The 15,642-nt window shown below is 68.7% G+C and carries 17 protein-coding genes and 2 pseudogenes; 6 read left to right on the forward strand and 13 right to left on the reverse strand.

What is annotated here, in order from left to right:
- Nucleotides 1–69: 69 nt before the first annotated feature.
- Together SLUN_RS01320 and SLUN_RS42670 are read right to left on the reverse strand one after the other, a co-directional pair.
- Entirely contained in the window at nt 70–486 is a 417-nt protein-coding gene (locus SLUN_RS01320; RefSeq protein ID WP_254710252.1) for a peptidase inhibitor family I36 protein, read from the reverse strand.
- 8 nt (nt 487–494) lie between these two features.
- Nucleotides 495–926, reverse strand: coding sequence for a DUF8825 domain-containing protein (locus tag SLUN_RS42670; protein WP_503461796.1), 432 nt, complete (start codon nt 924–926; stop codon nt 495–497).
- Between the two features lie 13 nt (nt 927–939).
- Between SLUN_RS42670 and SLUN_RS01325 the strand changes: the two genes are divergently transcribed.
- Together SLUN_RS01325 and SLUN_RS01330 are read left to right on the forward strand one after the other, a co-directional pair.
- Complete coding sequence (locus SLUN_RS01325; protein ID WP_108154441.1) at nt 940–3,492, forward strand: ATP/GTP-binding protein; 2,553 nt, start codon at nt 940–942, stop codon at nt 3,490–3,492.
- A 68-nt stretch (nt 3,493–3,560) separates the two neighbouring features.
- A pseudogene (locus SLUN_RS01330) lies at nt 3,561–3,734 on the forward strand (transposase family protein); the annotation flags it as partial.
- 47 nt (nt 3,735–3,781) lie between these two features.
- Here the strand turns inward: SLUN_RS01330 and SLUN_RS01335 are convergent.
- From SLUN_RS01335 to SLUN_RS01345, 3 genes are all read right to left on the reverse strand, one after another.
- The gene (locus tag SLUN_RS01335; RefSeq protein ID WP_108146784.1) at nt 3,782–4,150 is read right to left on the reverse strand and encodes a VOC family protein; all 369 of its coding nucleotides are present in this window, start codon (nt 4,148–4,150) and stop codon (nt 3,782–3,784) included.
- A 194-nt stretch (nt 4,151–4,344) separates the two neighbouring features.
- The gene (locus SLUN_RS01340; protein ID WP_108154442.1) at nt 4,345–4,713 is read right to left on the reverse strand and encodes a PIN domain-containing protein; all 369 of its coding nucleotides are present in this window, start codon (nt 4,711–4,713) and stop codon (nt 4,345–4,347) included.
- An 8-nt stretch (nt 4,714–4,721) separates the two neighbouring features.
- On the reverse strand, nt 4,722–4,979 hold the full coding sequence (locus SLUN_RS01345) for a hypothetical protein (protein WP_108146785.1): 258 nt from the start codon (nt 4,977–4,979) through the stop codon (nt 4,722–4,724).
- A gap of 382 nt (nt 4,980–5,361) precedes the next feature.
- On the opposite strand from SLUN_RS01345, the gene SLUN_RS01350 reads away from it, so the two are divergent.
- Nucleotides 5,362–6,231 (forward strand): thermonuclease family protein, encoded by an 870-nt coding sequence (locus SLUN_RS01350; protein ID WP_108146786.1) that lies wholly within the window; start codon nt 5,362–5,364, stop codon nt 6,229–6,231.
- A gap of 228 nt (nt 6,232–6,459) precedes the next feature.
- Here the strand turns inward: SLUN_RS01350 and SLUN_RS01355 are convergent, their stop codons facing one another.
- The 3 genes from SLUN_RS01355 to SLUN_RS01365 all read right to left on the reverse strand — a co-directional run bounded on the left by SLUN_RS01355 (nt 6,460) and on the right by SLUN_RS01365 (nt 8,008).
- A complete protein-coding gene (locus SLUN_RS01355; protein WP_108146787.1) occupies nt 6,460–6,639 on the reverse strand; it encodes a hypothetical protein in 180 nt (59 codons plus the stop codon).
- A 104-nt stretch (nt 6,640–6,743) separates the two neighbouring features.
- The gene (locus tag SLUN_RS01360; protein ID WP_108146788.1) at nt 6,744–7,412 is read right to left on the reverse strand and encodes a hypothetical protein; all 669 of its coding nucleotides are present in this window, start codon (nt 7,410–7,412) and stop codon (nt 6,744–6,746) included.
- Nucleotides 7,409–8,008: a sigma-70 family RNA polymerase sigma factor gene (locus SLUN_RS01365; RefSeq protein ID WP_108146789.1), complete on the reverse strand. Its 600-nt coding sequence runs from the start codon at nt 8,006–8,008 to the stop codon at nt 7,409–7,411. Before SLUN_RS01365 ends, SLUN_RS01360 begins: the two co-directional genes overlap by 4 nt.
- Nucleotides 8,009–8,573: 565 nt before the next feature.
- Between SLUN_RS01365 and SLUN_RS01370 the strand changes: the two genes are divergently transcribed.
- Nucleotides 8,574–9,176, forward strand: coding sequence for a gamma carbonic anhydrase family protein (locus tag SLUN_RS01370; protein ID WP_108154443.1), 603 nt, complete (start codon nt 8,574–8,576; stop codon nt 9,174–9,176).
- An 84-nt stretch (nt 9,177–9,260) separates the two neighbouring features.
- Here the strand turns inward: SLUN_RS01370 and SLUN_RS01375 are convergent, their stop codons facing one another.
- Nucleotides 9,261–10,547: a hypothetical protein gene (locus SLUN_RS01375; RefSeq protein WP_108146790.1), complete on the reverse strand. Its 1,287-nt coding sequence runs from the start codon at nt 10,545–10,547 to the stop codon at nt 9,261–9,263.
- A 201-nt stretch (nt 10,548–10,748) separates the two neighbouring features.
- Here SLUN_RS01375 and SLUN_RS01380 point away from each other — a divergent pair, with 201 nt between their 5' ends.
- Nucleotides 10,749–10,946, forward strand: coding sequence for a hypothetical protein (locus tag SLUN_RS01380; RefSeq protein ID WP_108146791.1), 198 nt, complete (start codon nt 10,749–10,751; stop codon nt 10,944–10,946).
- A 143-nt stretch (nt 10,947–11,089) separates the two neighbouring features.
- On the opposite strand, the gene SLUN_RS01385 is transcribed toward SLUN_RS01380, so the two are convergent.
- Nucleotides 11,090–11,320 carry a hypothetical protein gene (locus SLUN_RS01385; RefSeq protein ID WP_108146792.1) on the reverse strand — a complete coding sequence of 77 codons (231 nt, stop codon included), beginning with the start codon at nt 11,318–11,320 and terminating at the stop codon, nt 11,090–11,092.
- 202 nt (nt 11,321–11,522) lie between these two features.
- On the opposite strand from SLUN_RS01385, the gene SLUN_RS01390 reads away from it, so the two are divergent.
- On the forward strand, nt 11,523–12,611 hold the full coding sequence (locus SLUN_RS01390; protein WP_108146793.1) for a hypothetical protein: 1,089 nt from the start codon (nt 11,523–11,525) through the stop codon (nt 12,609–12,611).
- Nucleotides 12,612–12,867: 256 nt separating this feature from the next.
- On the opposite strand, the gene SLUN_RS01395 is transcribed toward SLUN_RS01390, so the two are convergent.
- The 3 genes and pseudogenes from SLUN_RS01395 to SLUN_RS39185 all read right to left on the reverse strand — a co-directional run bounded on the left by SLUN_RS01395 (nt 12,868) and on the right by SLUN_RS39185 (nt 15,476).
- On the reverse strand, nt 12,868–13,056 hold the full coding sequence (locus tag SLUN_RS01395) for a hypothetical protein (RefSeq protein WP_108146794.1): 189 nt from the start codon (nt 13,054–13,056) through the stop codon (nt 12,868–12,870).
- 512 nt (nt 13,057–13,568) lie between these two features.
- Nucleotides 13,569–14,956 (reverse strand): annotated as a pseudogene (locus SLUN_RS01400) (IS1380 family transposase).
- Nucleotides 14,957–15,197: 241 nt separating this feature from the next.
- The gene (locus SLUN_RS39185) at nt 15,198–15,476 is read right to left on the reverse strand and encodes a hypothetical protein (protein ID WP_159100126.1); all 279 of its coding nucleotides are present in this window, start codon (nt 15,474–15,476) and stop codon (nt 15,198–15,200) included.
- Nucleotides 15,477–15,642 lie beyond the last annotated feature (166 nt).

Raw genomic sequence — 15,642 nt, forward strand, 5'->3', positions numbered from 1 at the left:
TAGCCGTCGCTCACCGTGTCAGGGGTGACGTCCGTACCGCAGCCCAACTGGAAGGAACTGTGCCGGTGTTCAGCCGCAGTCGTTGTTGTTGATCTTCAGTGAGCGGGTCTGGTCGTTGAGGTTGTAGGAGCGCAGGTCGTGGATGGAGCCGCCGCTGCGGGTCACACAAACCCACCGTCCGTGGTGATTGCGCTTCTCGTAGACGCGGGCGGTCTTGCCTGAGTTGTTCCTGATGGAGCTGCCGTCGTCGCGGATCTGTGAGGGCAGGTCCTTCACACTTCCGTCAGCCGCCCGACGGACCCAGGGCTGCCCTCCGAAGTTGATGTCCGGGTAAATGCAGACGTAGCCATCGGGGCAGCCCACCGCACGCACGGCGGAGGTTGTCGTACCTGTGCCGGGCTTCATCACCGTACCGGTGGCCTGAGCCGACGACGGCAGACTCAACGGCACCAGAGCAAGGACTGCGGCTACCGCGGAACGCGTCATGGTTGTCATCACACGGATACAGGTAGCGCGCCCCGCACCGCTCCACACCCCCCAGACCGCGCGCGCTCACCCTCCCGGGTCACGAAGTTCACCGCAGAAACGATCACCTTGACCCTCCCGCGGGCTCTCTGGGACCAACCGCGTCCGTCTCCTATGCCCGGCGGCCTGCCGGGGTGTGCATGGGTGCGGGCCTCGCCGGTCTCGCCCTGGGCCCGGTGCGGGTGGGTGGCCACAGTGATGGACAGCTCGCGGCACTGCGTACGCAGCCGCTCCACGTCGGCCCTCTGCTCCTCGGTGTAGCCGGGGCTTTCCCGCCGACCGACGCAGCACCTGCCGCCGCTTTCCGGAGCGCTTCCGCCGGTCTGTCGGCTCCTTGCCGTCTGGGCCAACTGCGCGGCCAGCGGCCACACTTCCGGCGTAGGTTGGTGCCAGGTGATCATCAGGGGGGACGCTGTGGCTGGTCTGGATCTTCGCGCGTTGTTCGGCTCGAACGACCGGCAGCTGTCCGCAGACGAGGCGTTCACGAACCGGCAGGGCCAGTGGCAGACGGTCGCGGCCGCGCTCACCGAGCACCTGCGGCACATCGCCGCACCCGGCTTCAACGTCGAAGACGTCGAAGCGCCCAGGCGTAACGTTCTCGTCTTCTATGGCGTGGGCGGCATCGGGAAATCAACCTTGTCGCGCAAGCTGGAGGCCGCTCTCGCCAAGACTGAGCAGCGTCCCGCCCAGTGGGGCGAGCCCACCTGGCCCGACCGGCCGTCGATCCTTCCCGTACGGATCGACCTCTCCCGCTCTGTCGGCACCGACTTCGAACGCGTCATCCTCACCATCCGGCTCGCCCTCGCCGAACTGGGGCGCCCGCTGCCCGCCTTCGATGTCGCCCTGCGCAGATATTGGGAGCACCAGCATCCGGGCGAACCGCTGGAGGAGTATCTGCGCCGCGGCGGCCTCGCGGCCCGGTTCGGCAAGGCGCTGCCGCAGCAGATGCAGTCCGCGTTGTCCGACGTCGCCCAGGCGCTGCTGCTGCCCGGCACGGTCGGCTCTGTCGTCGGCCAGGTGACCGGCTCGCTGGTGCGTGCCCTGCGCGATCGCCGCCAAACCGTACGCGCCCTCGCCGGCTGCACGCGTTTGGCCGACTTGCTGGAGGCCGAGCCTGACCTGGACAGCCTCTCGTACTACCCGCACCTGGTGGCCTGGGAGCTCGCCCAGCTCCCCGCCGACGAGAAGATCGTGCCGGTGATCCTGCTGGACACCTTCGAGGACACCGGCGACCGCACGCACCGCGACTTCGAGCGTCTCCTTCAACGCGTGGTGTGGCTCATGCCGAACGCGTTTTTCATTGTCACCGGCCGCTCCCGGCTGCAATGGGCCGATGAAGGCATCCAGGGCCAGCTCGACTGGACGGGGCCGGCGGCCTGGCCCGGCCTGGCCGCCCACGACAACCCGGTGCCGCGCCCCTCGTCGGGTGCGGCGCTCGGCCGGCAGATCCTGATCGGCGACTTCAGCCGTGAGGACTGCGAGAACTACCTCACCCGTCGCCTCACGCGGGACGGACAGCCTCTCATCAGCGAGGACCTGCGTAGTCGCATCGCCGGCACCCTCTCCGACCTCACCCCCGAAGAGCGGCACGTCCTGCGCGCCATCGCGCTGTTCGACGCCTTCGACCTGGACCTGGCAACCCGGGCCGCGGGCCTTACCCACCAGGCGCCCGCACTCCGTCTCGTGGAGCGGCCCTTCGTCCTGGAGAACCCCTTCGGCCTGTGGCGCTACCACCTGCACGCCCGAATCCGCTCCATGCTCCGCACCGTCCAAGACCCCACGGACGACCGCTGGTCACCGGACGACTGGGCCGCGGCCGCCGAACGCGCCTTCACCGCCCTCGGCCGGCAGTGGGCTGCAGGCAGCGGTCGGCCGCTGCTGGTCGGCTGCCTGCGCCAAGGGCTGCCCCTCGCCCGCGACTTCCCTCTCGACCTCAGCTGGCTCACCGACGCCGCCTTCGCCTACGTAAGCGACTCAATCTGGGAACCCCTCGTCCAGCCCACACACACCGGCCAGGCGGCGGGAGTACACACGGCTGCTGACGCCCTGGCTGAGCTGCTCAACGCCCTCGCCCGTCGACAGCACGAGCACCGCAGCCGCACCGTGCAGCGGCTCAGTGCCGTGATCGACACCGGCCAGTTGCCGGACGAGCTGCATGAGATGGCCGTCTACTACCGGGCCAAAGCCCACCGTGATCTTGGCCGCTCCGAAGACTCGCGGCACGGAATGCAGTACGTCGCTGACCGTGGTGGACGCCTCGCGCCTCGCGCCCGCCGCGGCCTGGCACACCTGGCCCGCCTCGCCGGTGACTTCCCCACCGCCCTCGCCACCGCCGATACGCTCAGCTGGGACGGCCGCCACCATCGCGTACGCGGAGACATCTGGTGGCCGCACGGCGACATGCATCAAGCAGCCGCTGCGTATGAAACCGCTCGCACCGAAGCCGAGGAACACGGCATCGCCGGCGAACGCGCCACCTCCCAGGCCCAACGCGCTTTCGCCCTCGCCTTCATGAGTCCCGACCAAGCCGCCGACGAAATCGAACTGGCCGAACAACTGCTGACCGGGCTCGTCCTGCGCGTGACCAGCGCGACCGTCCGCATCGCCGCGCTCATCCGCGACGCCGGCACCACCCAGGACATCGAAGACCGCGCCGAGCTGCTGCGCACCGAAATCGGCCTCGCCGGCGTCACCGTCGCCGAGCCCATCCTCGAACTCGCCCTGTGCTTCCACTACGCCGTCCTGGGCGCCGACCACTCAGTGTCCGCCTCGATCACCCGCCTGAACGACCTCACCCGCAGCGGCGACTACGCGTACTACGTCGACATCGCCCACTTCATGGCCGACCTTTCGCTCCCCGCCGACGCACCCTCGCGGGCGCAGTGGCTCGACGGAGAACGGCCCACCCGCCAGCGGTGGCGCGCCCTGGTGACCACACGACGCGATCGCCTGCACACTGCACTGTGAACGGCCCAGCTCACCGTATGGACGTCGTGTCCTGACGCGTAGATGGCTCCCTCGGACTCGCACCCGCCGAAAGGGAGGCCAACCGCATCCTGGCCGCCGGACGCGCCCCGGTCGAACGCGGCTTCGTCCATCTGAAGAACTGGCGGATCCTCACCAAGCTCCGCACTGACCCGGCTCGCGCCACCCACCTGCTTCGCGCGCTGCTCGTACTGACGAACATCGAGGCCACTACAGGCAATTGATCCATACCGCAGGCAGCCCACGACCAGCACAAGCAACCGGAACAGCGTCACTGAGCCGGGATCGACTGGGTGAGGTTCACCGGGTTGCCGTCGGGGTCCTGGATGTGGGCGACGCGCTGTCCCCACGGCATGTCGTTGGGGCCGCCGCGGACCGAGCCGCCCAGCGCCGTCACCCGGCCGAGCATCTCGTCGACGTCGTCGACACCGATGCTGAGCAGGATCCGCGGTGCCGCCCCGGTCCCCGGGTTCGTCTTGGCCACCAGCCCGAGGTCGGTGTCGCCGATGCGCAAGCCGAGGTAGAAGGCCGGGCCTTCCGCCGGTACCCGAAAGATCTCCTCGGCGCCGAACAATTTCGTATAGAAGCCGAGCAAGACGTCCTGGTCGGCAGTGATGATCACTGGCTGGATGGTGGACATGGCACTCCTGTCGAGAACGGTCGTGTCGCTGGGTAGACCGTTCGAGGACGGTGAACTCATCGGCAAAACCGCCCTGCCAGACGATCTACACCCCAGACTGCCGCCCGCGACCAGTAGGAGCAGCCCGAAACCGGGTCACACCACCCCTGCTGACCAGCCACTTCAAGATGGCGCAGCCTCTCTGTTCACGGAAATCACGGGTTGAGGTCCAGTACGCGGACCGGTTCCCCTGCCCACCGGTGCGGGGCGGTGGTGGCGATGATCGCTCCGTCGGGACGGTCCGGGGTGGGCTGCGCCGCGTACTGGCTGTGTGCCGCGGCCCAGGTCTCCTGTCGCGCGAGGGCCAGGGCGGCGGCCAGGTCCAGGTCGAGGACAGTGATGCCGGGGAGGGAGGCCAGGTGCTCGGCCGTGCCGGGCCGGGCGCGATCGGCTTCGACTAACGCGCACGCCGGGGCGTACAGGAACCAATCCGCTTCGGCGTGGGCGCGGTGGATGAGGCGGGAGGCGAGGACGTTGCCCTGGCCGGCCGCGGCCATCGCGGTGTCGTCCAGGACGATGTGCATGGCGTCGCTCACCGGGCGGTCACCTGGGCCAGGCGCCGGTCCAGCTCGCTGTCCAGGTCCCGCTCCTCGGCAGCGGTCGGCGCGTAGCCGTTCCATTCCTTCAACGCGGCCAGGACCTTCTCCGCCCGCTCCGCCCGCTCGGCCGGAGTCAGCAGCGTCTCGGCGAGACGGGCGAGATACGCGCGCAGCGACAGACCCTCAGCGGCTGCGATCGCGGCGAGCCGGTCCTTGGCTTCCTCGGGGATACGGACGTTGGCATCGGACATCGTCGTGCTCCTTCCCATCCCGCCAGGGTACGGGTACGTACCCGTACCCGTCACGCGACTGATTCCAATCACGGCCCTGTGCCGTGGATCTGTGCCTGGTGTTTGCCGCTCGCCACGACGTACACCGTTACGTCCAGTGACGTCGGCCCTCCCGTGGGGGGAGGCCGGGAGGGGGGCGGCGCGGCCCGCAGGTCGCGGATCCGACTCCGCCAGCGGCTGATCACGATCGCCACGATCTCCGGCTTCAGCGAGCGCCTCCGCTGCCGGCTGCATTCAGAGTTTCGTCACTATGTGAGCTCATGTTGTGACGTAGCGTGAATTGTCGGCTCTGACATCCCGTTCCGTGGTCACAGAGTGGCCGCTTCAGCGAAGGAGTCCACCCATGCCCATGCTGCTCATCGAGGGCGTCTTCCGGATTGCCGGGACCCGCCCGGACGGCGACACGGTCCGCTTCCACCCCAACAACCCCGACCACTGGGACCTGGTCCCCGGGCGTCCGGTACGCCGCAACAGTACCGGCGGCGCCAACTTGCGTTTGGAGGGGATCGACACCCTCGAAACCCATTACCGTCCCCCGTCCGGCGGGCAGGAGCTGCACCAGCCGAAGGAGTTCGCCGACAGGGCCGCGGACGAGCTGTTGAGCTGGCTCGGTTTCACCCAGGTGCAGCGCAAGCCCGACGGGACCGTCACCTCGTCCACCCCCCAGCAGGCCCCCGGCTACATCCTGACCCGGGGCGCGGACCCCCACGGCCGCTGCGTCGCGTTGGTCGGCAAGGGCCAGCACGCCAAGCGCAGCGGAGAGTCGATCGATGCAAAGGTCAAGGAGCTGAAGAAGACAGTCAACCACCACCTCCTCGCCGTCGGCCTCGCCTACCCGCTCTTCTACCGCACCCTCTTCCCCGACCTGCGCCAGGAGCTAACCGCCGTCGCCCAAAAGGCACGCAAGGATGGCGAGGGGCTGTGGCCGGACGATAAGACCACAGACGGTGCCCAAGCCGCCGCAGCCCCCACCATCACCCCTGATGTCGTCCTGCCGAAGTTCTTCCGCCGCCTGGCCGAGTACATCGTCCTCAATAATGGCGACCCCGACCTCGGCGGTTTCCGCGCTTTCCTCGCGCAGAAGGCCGACAAGTTCACCGTCCTGTCCGACGGCCACTTCACCACCGGCCTCGACCTCGTCGTCGAGGTAATCAACGCCACCGAGGTCAGGATGACCCGCGAGCCGGAGGACCTCGTCTTCGACGAAGGCTGACATCGTGGCCCTCTCTGGCTGCCCGGCCCTATGGCTCTGGCAGCCAGAGCGAGCCTCGCCCCTCGATCAGACCTGCGTCTTGATCCCCGGCGACCCGCGCGGGCGGCGGAATCGGCTGGGCGCTGCCAACGCCCGCGGTGCCGCTCGGTGCGTTCCTACCGTCTCCGGGCGGAAGCTCCCCGCCCGGCCCCGCCGCGGGCGCAGGGGCGGGGCGGGCAACGCATGGCCTTAGAGGTGCCGTTCCACCCAGACGGCGAGGATGCTCACGGCTCCGGTGCCCGCGCCGTAGCACGCGCCGCGCAGCAGGAGCCCGGTGGCGGTACGGCGGCGCCGGGCAGCCCAGCGGAACAGTCGGCGTACGGTGTCGGTGGTCTTGCGCCAGAGCGGGCGAGCCGGGCTATGGTTCATGTCAGATGTCCTTGTCTTCAGGGGGCGTCGCGCGAGGAGCCCTTCCGACCGGAGGCCTAGGAACCAGGGTCGGAGCCGGGGCTCCTTTGCTTTGTGACGGATGGTCAGCGGCGGGTGAAGTCGTGGAGGCGGTCGGCCAGGCGCCGGTCGGGCCGGCGGACGATGATGCAGGAGTTCTTGCCGTCCTCCGCCAGCCGGTCGATCTCCATCTCAAGGCCTCCGGTGGGAGGACTCGCCGTCGAGCCGTTCTGGCGTACGTAGCGCGCGACTACCTCCAGCATGGTGAGGAAGTTCTCGTCCAGCGCGTCGGCGTCGATCACGGAGCTCGTGACCTGGTGCCGCCAGTGCTTGGCCTCCCGCATCTCTCCCAGCGCGAGGTGGTGCAGGTGCAGGCAGTACGCCGCTGCCCGGTGACCGGCTCCGGCGGCGAGCTGCCACCAGAACTGGGCGCTCTCCGGGTGTCCGGTCAGATACAGCAGGCAGGCGAAGACGGCGGCGCCTTCTTCGTCCAGCTGGGCCTCATCGACGGTGGTGGCCTGCGGGCCGTCGGCAAGCCGGTCCACATGGGCGGCGGCGCCGGGCCCGTTGAGGATCCAGCGGGAGACCACGGCCAGGCGCTGGCCGGCCTGAGCGGCCCGGGCCATGTCCGGCGGCGGCCCGGCCTGTGCCGCGTCAGCGGCCAGCCGGCGCAGCGCGGCTCCGACGTCGAAGGCGGCCGGGGATGAGGTCGGGATGACGGCGTCAGCGAGCAGTTCATCGATCGTGGAGGTCACTTCCCTCCCCCTTTCTTGTTCTTGCCCGGCGACGCGGGCAGCTTCAGCAGGACGCGCAGCCGTTCCCTGCCCTTGCGGCCGTGGTAATCGACGGTGCGTACGTCCAGGCCCATGAACCTGGCGATCCGGGCCGTCTTGTAGCCCAGAAGGTGTCGCAGCACGATCACGTTGAACTGCCGGGGCGGCAGCTCCGCGATGGCCTCGTACAGCCCGCTGGTGCCGTCCCTGAGCTCCAGCTCGTTGCGGACCGCGCGCAGGTTCTGGGCTATCGGTCCGTTGATGACGAATGCCGGTGTGCGGCCCTCGCGCTCGAGACGGCGGGTTACATGGCGGTGCAGGACCGTGAGGGTCTGCTGCTCCAGATCGTCCTCCTGCAGCAGCTGCTCCCAGCCCGCAAGGATCTCCAGGAACACCTGATGGACCACCTCCTCGGCCGCGCGGCGGCTGCCGAGATGGATCTCGGCGAAGGCGTGGAAGAACTCCTGGTGGCCGAGGTAGAAGCCCTCGTAGTCCAGGGGCAACGGCAGCGGGGTACGCACCGGCTGGGCATATCCGCCCTGGGGCGAGACGTCCCCCACGACGTCGTCGTCGCTCACTCGGGCCTCCGGCGTCCAGTAGTCATCGCAGTTCCTCGTCGTTGAGGGCGGCACGGCAACGAGCCCGAACCGGGGGGCCAGTTGGCCCTGAACACCACGATGTCGAGAACGACGTCCGATCACTCATCACGCCGACGAAAAAATGACCCGGTGATCACGCACAGGAACGCTACGTAATTTCGACAGTCGCACTCTTGTTCACGAAGTCCCCCTGAACAGGGCCAACGAGCACCCGCGCACGGGCCACCCACCAAGCCCGGCGTCTGAAGTGACACATGTCACAACGGAGTTGGGCGAAATCGAGCGCCCTCGACCCTCCCCTGAACGCCTCCCGCTCACGTCCAGCGCCCTCGTCACACAAACGGGTGAGCCCCAGATCAGGACACTCACAACCGACCTGTGGGGCGCAGGTGGGCCTTCCTCGCGCGTTTCCCTGGCGGTGGCCGGTCCGGTTCAGCTCAGCCAGGTCGTGGCGTACGGCTCGGTGGCGTCTGGCGGGTACTCGGCCGGGCCCGGCGCGGGTCTTGCCTGGAGGGATGATGTGCGGCGCGGCATGATCACGGCCATGCTGATTGCTCATGAAGGTTGTTCGCCGACCGTCCACCCCACGGCCTACGTTGCTCCGACCGCCACGCTGTGCGGGGACGTGCGGGTCGGGGCCGGGTGCCGGGTCCTGTTCGGTGCGGTGCTCACCGCCGAGGGCGGGCCAGTGGAACTGGGCGAGGGCAGCATCGTGATGGAGAACGCGGTCCTGCGCGGTACCCGACGGGATCCGCTGATTCTGGGACGGCAGGTCCTGGTGGGCCCCACCTCCTACTTGACCGGCTGCCGGGTCGAGGTCGAGGTCTTTCTGGCCACCGGCAGCCGCGTCTTCAACGGAGCACGGATCGGGGCCCGCTCCGAGGTGCGGATCAACGGCATCGTGCATCTGCGCACCGTGCTGCCCGCCGACTCGATGGTGCCGATCGGCTGGGTCGCCGTCGGCGACCCGGTGCGCATTCTTCCGCCCCAGGACCACGACGGGATCTGGGCGGTGCAGAAGAACCTGGACTTCCCCGGCTACGTCTTCGGCCTGGACCGCCCAGCCGACGGCGAAAGCCTGATGCCGGCCATCTCCGAACGCTTCGGCCGCGGCCTCGGCCGCCACAGCAACGACCAACAGATCTGAGCCCTGCTGGATGCTGCCGATCGTCGACGACTCAGGACCCCACGCGGCGTAGCGGCTCCGGCGGCCGCGGTCAGGGCCAGCGGGTCAGAGCCTGAAGGCATTCAGTAGGGCCAAGTAGCCGTCGTCAGGGGAATCGAGGGAGCGGACGTATCCCGCGATGATCTGGAGGAGGGCTTCCATCTCCTCGTACAGGCCCGCTTTCGGCAGCTCCTCTAAAACCCCTTGCATCCGGGTCGCCCGCGAGGTGGTGTCGGCACGGTAGCGGGGGGTGGGTAGCTCGGGAACGAGGCGCCGGAGTACGGCGGTGGATTCCCAGGACCGTCCGGTCTCGCGCAGGGCGAGCAGCAGAGGGGCGAGCGGTTTGCGTTCCTCGGCGATGCTCCGCCACAAGCGGCTGACGAAGACGGCGAGTCCGGCATCACGCATCAGCTCGGTGAGGTCGAGGAGCTGCTCTTCGCCATAGGTGGCGGCGATGGCCGTCAGGAGGGTGTCGGCGAGTTCCTGGCGGCCAAGGGGCGGTCTCTGGAGCTCGTGCGTCTTCAGCAGCTCGACGATTTCTGACGGGGGCCGGTGTCTGGTCATGTCTTCGAAGCGCGGGCGGGCCCGGCTGGTATCGACGGTGCCCTGACTGACGGTTGTCAGTGCCACTCCGTATTCCCAGACCTGCAGGAGGGGCATGTGCCGGTGCGCGATGTCGAGGACCTCATCGGCTTCGTCCCGCCCCCGCGCCCGCAGCTCCAGGGAAAGGCTGAGGAACTGGCGGGAGAGAGCTCCGGCGGCCAGGACGGTCCGGGCCAGTCGCGGGCGGCCCTTGCCGCTGAACTCGTCCATCACTTCGATGCAGTACGTGGCGGACCGCTCAGGCCTCCACAAAGCAGCCGCGAGGGGCGGCAGCAGGTGGTCCTGGGCCTCGTTGTCCATCTGCTCGAGCAGTGCGACGATGCGGTGTGGCTCGGATACGGCGTCCATGGCCTTGGGCAGCGGCCTCGCGTAGGCGGAGGGATCAGTGAGCCAGGGCGGAGCGGTGTCTGCTTCGGCGGCGGGGGCGAGTTCGGCGGTCTGCCACAGCTGGTGGAAGCGACTGACCTCGGCATCGACGTCGGGCCGGCGATGAGACCAGGCGGCCAGGGTACGGACCATCGACTGAATGTTCTCCCACCGCGGCACCTGGGTCGGCCGGCGCAGGATGGCGCTGACCGTCTCGTGACTCGGCGCACCGCGGGCACCGCCGTCCTTCTCGATGGCGGAACTGATCTGCCGTGACGCAGGTGTTCCCGCGTCCAGGTAGAGGCGGTGCAGTCCACTGATCAGATCGCGCAGCGGCCCGGGCGCCAGCTGCTCCTCCGTCGGCATGGTGATCCTGATGGACAAGCGCCGCCCCCTCCATCCACTCCGGCAGAACACCAGGATCTGTCAGATCGTGACGGGCCGGGCAGCGTTTGTCCGGACTGGCCTGTCAATATCCGGCGTCTTCGCAGGGAATCGAGTCGAGTGCCCTCGCCGCACCCCCAGCGTGGAAGGAGACGCAGCACCGCACCAGGTGCTCGACCACCACCGCAATGGGGGCAGACCATGACCGCCAAGAACCGCTCGACCACAACCCGCCGTCCGCAGCCCCAGCCCGGCCACCGGCCCGGCCTCGAACTGTGCGCACTCCTCGGGCTCCTGGGCCTGTCCGCCGCACTGTTCCACTTCACCGGGCCCGCCGGCTTCTCAATCGTCGTCAGCACCGGCGTCGGCCTTTTCGCCACCTGGCGCACCCGACGATGACCCCGGGCGCGGCGGCCAGTGGAGAGAGCGCCGTCACCGAAGGCGTCGGGTGCGCTGAGGCGTCAACGCCAAGCCTGCCGCCCCCTTCCCTGACGTTGAGTCCGTTGGGGCCAACGGGTCCAACCGGAAGCGACCCTGCCCGGTCAGCGCCGCATGCGCCAGGTGCCGTACAGCCCGGCAACTGCTCCGATGATCACGGAGAAGCCGGCGTTCCCGACCGCGCGGTACACCCCTGCACACACGCCGAGCAGGGCAACCAGGACCACCACGTCCAGTACTTGATGCCGCGCCGGCTCGGGCGGCAGCGCCGGCCCCTGGGGGGCGGGGGGCAGTTCGGGCTCGGGCGTCTGGGAGGTTGTGTCGATGTCAGCCATGCCTCCAGCAGACCGCCGCACGCCCCCGGGCACCTAGTGATCCGTACGGCCCCGCATAGACCCGGACGCCGCAGGTCACCAGCCTGTGCGAACCGGCGCAACACTGAACGGCCCAAGGCGTTCAGGAACGTTCGACCCAATCCGCGGACGTTCAGACACCGGACCCTCTAACGTGGCATTTCACAACAGGGAGTGTGATCCGGTGACATACGGCGATCCTCAGGTGGAGCCGGAGGACGCGGCCGCCATCGCCGCGTACGAGGAAGCATGGCGCGAGTTCACCATTGAGCTGAACCGACTCCACATCGCGTACGGCGCGCCGTCCTACGCCACACTCGTCAAGGCATCCGACCGGCCGAGGCTGACCAAGGCCGGCCTCAACGAGGCACTGTCCGGCAAGCGATTTCCCTCCCTGGAGGCGCTGCTGGAATTCGTCCGGGTGGTCAGCAACCCGCAGCCTCCACTGACAGACACCCCGGCCCGCCCGGAGCTCATGGGCCAATGGCGCAGCCAGTGGCAGCACGTGAAGTTCCTGCAGCGGCAGGCCCACGCCCCGTGGACGCGCGTACGCACAACCGTGCAGGACATGCTCGACCAGGCCCTGCGGGAAGCCGAGGACGTCCGCGCAACTACGCACGAGGAAGCCGCCCGCCTACGCGCCAGCGCGGAAGCAGAGGCGGAGCGCCTGCGCGCCCAGGCCCAGCACGATGCCGACCAGCTGCTGCAGCGGGCGAAAGCGGAGGCCGAGCAACTGCACGTACAGGCACTGCAGGACACCGAGGAGCTGCACACCCCCGCACGCGCTCACACTGACAGGACGTCGTCGCGGTGGGGCGGCGGTGTTATATCTCCTCGCCTAGCGTGGCGCCCTCTGGTCACCCTGGCCGGGGTGGGGGTGGCCGGGATGGGCCTGGCCATCACGCTGGCTGCGGACTCCCTCACCGGGCAGCCCTCCAGCTCCTGCCGGCCTACCCGCGCCCACCCTGCCGCGCCGGTCACCCCTCGGGCCTCTCTCCAGCCCGTCGGTACCACGGAACAGGTGACAGTGGCCCACGAACCGCAGATCATCTTCCCCACCGGCTCGCGTTGGTCGGGCTGGCCCTCCCCCGCCTGGTCCACGCCGACCTCAGCCACACCCTCCGAGGATCCCTCCCCCACTGCCAGTAGTTCTCCAACGCCCAGCGCCTCGCCGACGCCCACTACCTCCAAAACCCACGCCCCGGCTGGTACATGCGGCCGCACCGGTCCGTCCGAGAGCCCGACGCGATCGCCTAGCTCATCCGCCTCATGAGATCCCTGGCCGGAGCGGCGGGTCCTCACCGAACAGCGCCTCGGGCTCGCGGGCCAAGGAGAAGTGGGCGGAGGTGGCCGATGAATGATAATCACGAGGGCTAGAGCGCCCTTGTCAGCCCGCCAGATGGTCGACGCCTACCTTCGCTGGCTGACCACCCGGCATAACGGGGCATAGACAGGCCGGTCAGGGCTATGTCAGCCCTGACCGGCCTCCTCCTAATGATGCCTGCCTTCGTTCGCCAGGCCGCCTTTCACTAGCGAGTCGCGGCTCGCCACAGAGCCATGAGGACCTGCCGTCCCGCCATGACAGCTGCCGTCTGCGCGACGGCTGCGGCTGTGCCGCTGGCGGCACCGACCGGACGAACGTTGTTGACCATCTGGCCGGTGTACGCCGGCGGGGGCGGGGGCGGCGGGGCCATCTGGCCCGTGTACTGGTAGCTCATCGTGGACCTTTCTCTCTTCGAGTCCCCGCACAGACGAAGCGGGCTGATTCGATCCTCACTCAGATGCCTCCCGTCGGAATATGGGGGGAAGCCTGATGCTGGCGACCTGGAAACGGGATGGCCCCTGTTCAGTAGGTAGGCGCGCAACTGCGCCTTTGGGCACACGCCAAGCATCGGTGACGCTTTTCTAAACCTTCTGCGCCGCTTGGCGCGAGCCTGTCCCAGGTGATTCCAGCAAGCCGCGCGCCTTGCGGCACGTTCTTCGCCGACTCCTCGACGCTGGCGTCCTGCTGCGGAAGGTTTCAAGGCGCGGCCACCCAGAAGGACCCCACACCGGGCGATCCACCTTGATCCGCACTAGCCTCGCCGTTTCGGTTGGGATGAGGCGGCGTCGCTGATCACGAACTGTTGGGTGGCCGAGGCGATTTCGGCACTTGGGCAGGGTGGAGGCCCGGCGCGGTGGTCGGGTTCTCCGGGGTCCTTCGGGTCGTGGGCGGACGAGGGTTTGCCGGTCAGCCGGCGGGTCGGGGCAGTGCGGCGAGGCGATGGAAGGCCGTGGCCAGTTCGTGTCTCCAGGGCCAGGTCGCCGATATTCGCAAGCGCAGGCGTCGGCCGCCGCGGGTGAGGCGGGCGGCGACGTGCAGCAGCCGGTAGCGGAGCTTCTTCGGCTCGGCAGTGGCGAGTTCGCTGTCCAGTAGCAGGACACGGGTCCAGGCCAGCAGATCGATCGCCGCGAGGCTGAGTTCGAGCCAGACGGCGTTGACGCCGACCGAATCCGGTGGTCTTGCCGCACCGGATGTGGTCCTCGACGGTGGCATGCCCGCGGTGGCGGACCTCCAGGAACTGGGCGGAGCCGCCCCCGGAATACGGCGTGTCGGTGAGGAACACCTGATGGCGCAGACCCTCGTCCTGATCGAACATGGGACAGCTGGGCCCCGGGGTGCGGCCGCTCTCGGCGCACGATGATGCGGGTGCCGGCCGGATAGCCGTCCAGATCGACCATGCCGGTCAGCTCGGCGACCTCGGCGCCATCACGCAGAGTCCCGTCCTGGTCCAGGGCAGGATGCCAGAGGCGGTCGGGCATGGCCCGGACAGTGCGGCGGACCGGCTCGGTGATGGCGTATCCGACCGAGAAGAAGGTACGGATTCCTCGTTTCCGCACGTCGCGGACGTGTGCCAGGAAGGCTTTCGCGGATCCGGCGCTGTCGGTGCGGACGAGGATGTCGGTGCCGTGCCGGTGGGCGTCGGGGATCTGCGCGAGCGCCTGGTCGAGCACCGTGATGTGGTCGGTGGCGGTGTTGGCGCCGGCGTTCCCGGGCCGCAGCCGGCCGGACAGTGCCTCGCCGGTGTTGGCGAGGAAGCACAGCAGCGGGTGGAAGCCGAAGCCGCCTTTATAGGTGGGTGCGGCCTGCTCTTTCTCGGTGTGGCAGGTGACCAGCGTGGCGTCGAGGTCCAGGATCAGCCCGGGCAGAATGCGTCCCGCGGCCCGGGCTGCGGGAATGCCCTCGCTTTGCTCGGCGGCCTGCAGCCAGGCGACTTCCCGGGCTTGGGCACGGGCCGAGCGCAGAGAAGACAGTGCTCTCTCATCGGTGTCGGCGAGCAGCCGCCAGGCCGTCGGTGTCGAGGCAACGGAACCGAACACCCCTGCCTGGTCCCGCAGTACGGCTAGATCCGCAATGGCCTCGCCGCCATCGGCCAGCATCACCGCCAGGTCGGTGGCGATCCGGCCCGGATCATGCCCGGTCCCGCGCGGCCGAAGCGGCCTGAGCGCGGTGGAGTACGCGGCGGTGAGCCCGGTGGCATCAGCGAGATCAGCCAGCAACCGTGCCCCGGCGTGACCGACCACCCCCGAACCATCGGCACTGACCTGGACCTTGGGACGCAACCCGATAGCCTGCACGTAGAAAGTGCCCTCCGCCTGGACCGACAGAACCCCTCAGCAAGGTTCATCGTCCCAGGTCAGGAAGGCACTTTCGCGTTTCCGCCCCAAAGCCAGCCGTCCCCAAGTGAAACGGCGAGGCTAGCTCGCACGAGTTCGTCGCCTCGCTCGCGCAGCGGGGCACCCATCGCCCATCCCTGGTGCCTGCGCGTTGCGCAGGACCGAGGCCCCAGGAGATCAAGGATCTCTGGGGCCCCAAATGCTACGAGTCACACCCTCCCGGGACATAGCTGTAGTCGTCGAGGAAAAGTAGATTGGTGCCGAGGGCTTCCTCGTAGCTCACCGACCATGTCGATTCGAACGGCTCACTGCCCTCCACATAAAAGATCATGACATCCCCTTGGGTAACGACATACCCAGAGAAGCCACCCTCTCTGTTCTTTGCGGCGACGCTCCCGTCGCCTGAAAAGACGTAGGTCCAGTGCCCGCCGGGTGCGTCGTTCTGGCCGCCGCACCAGGAGCCCACAACGCTCTCGGGCACGGACGGTTGCGGACCTGTGGTGGTGGGGTCCGGTTCGGGTTCTGTGGTCGTGGGGTCCGGTACGGGTTCCGTGGTCGTGGGGTCCGGTACGGGTTCCGTAGTCGTGGGGTCCGGTACGGGTTCCGTAGTCGTGGGGTCCGGTACGGGTTCCGTAGTCGTCGGCGCG

The organism is Streptomyces lunaelactis (assembly GCF_003054555.1).
Classification (GTDB): Bacteria; Actinomycetota; Actinomycetes; order Streptomycetales; family Streptomycetaceae; genus Streptomyces; species Streptomyces lunaelactis.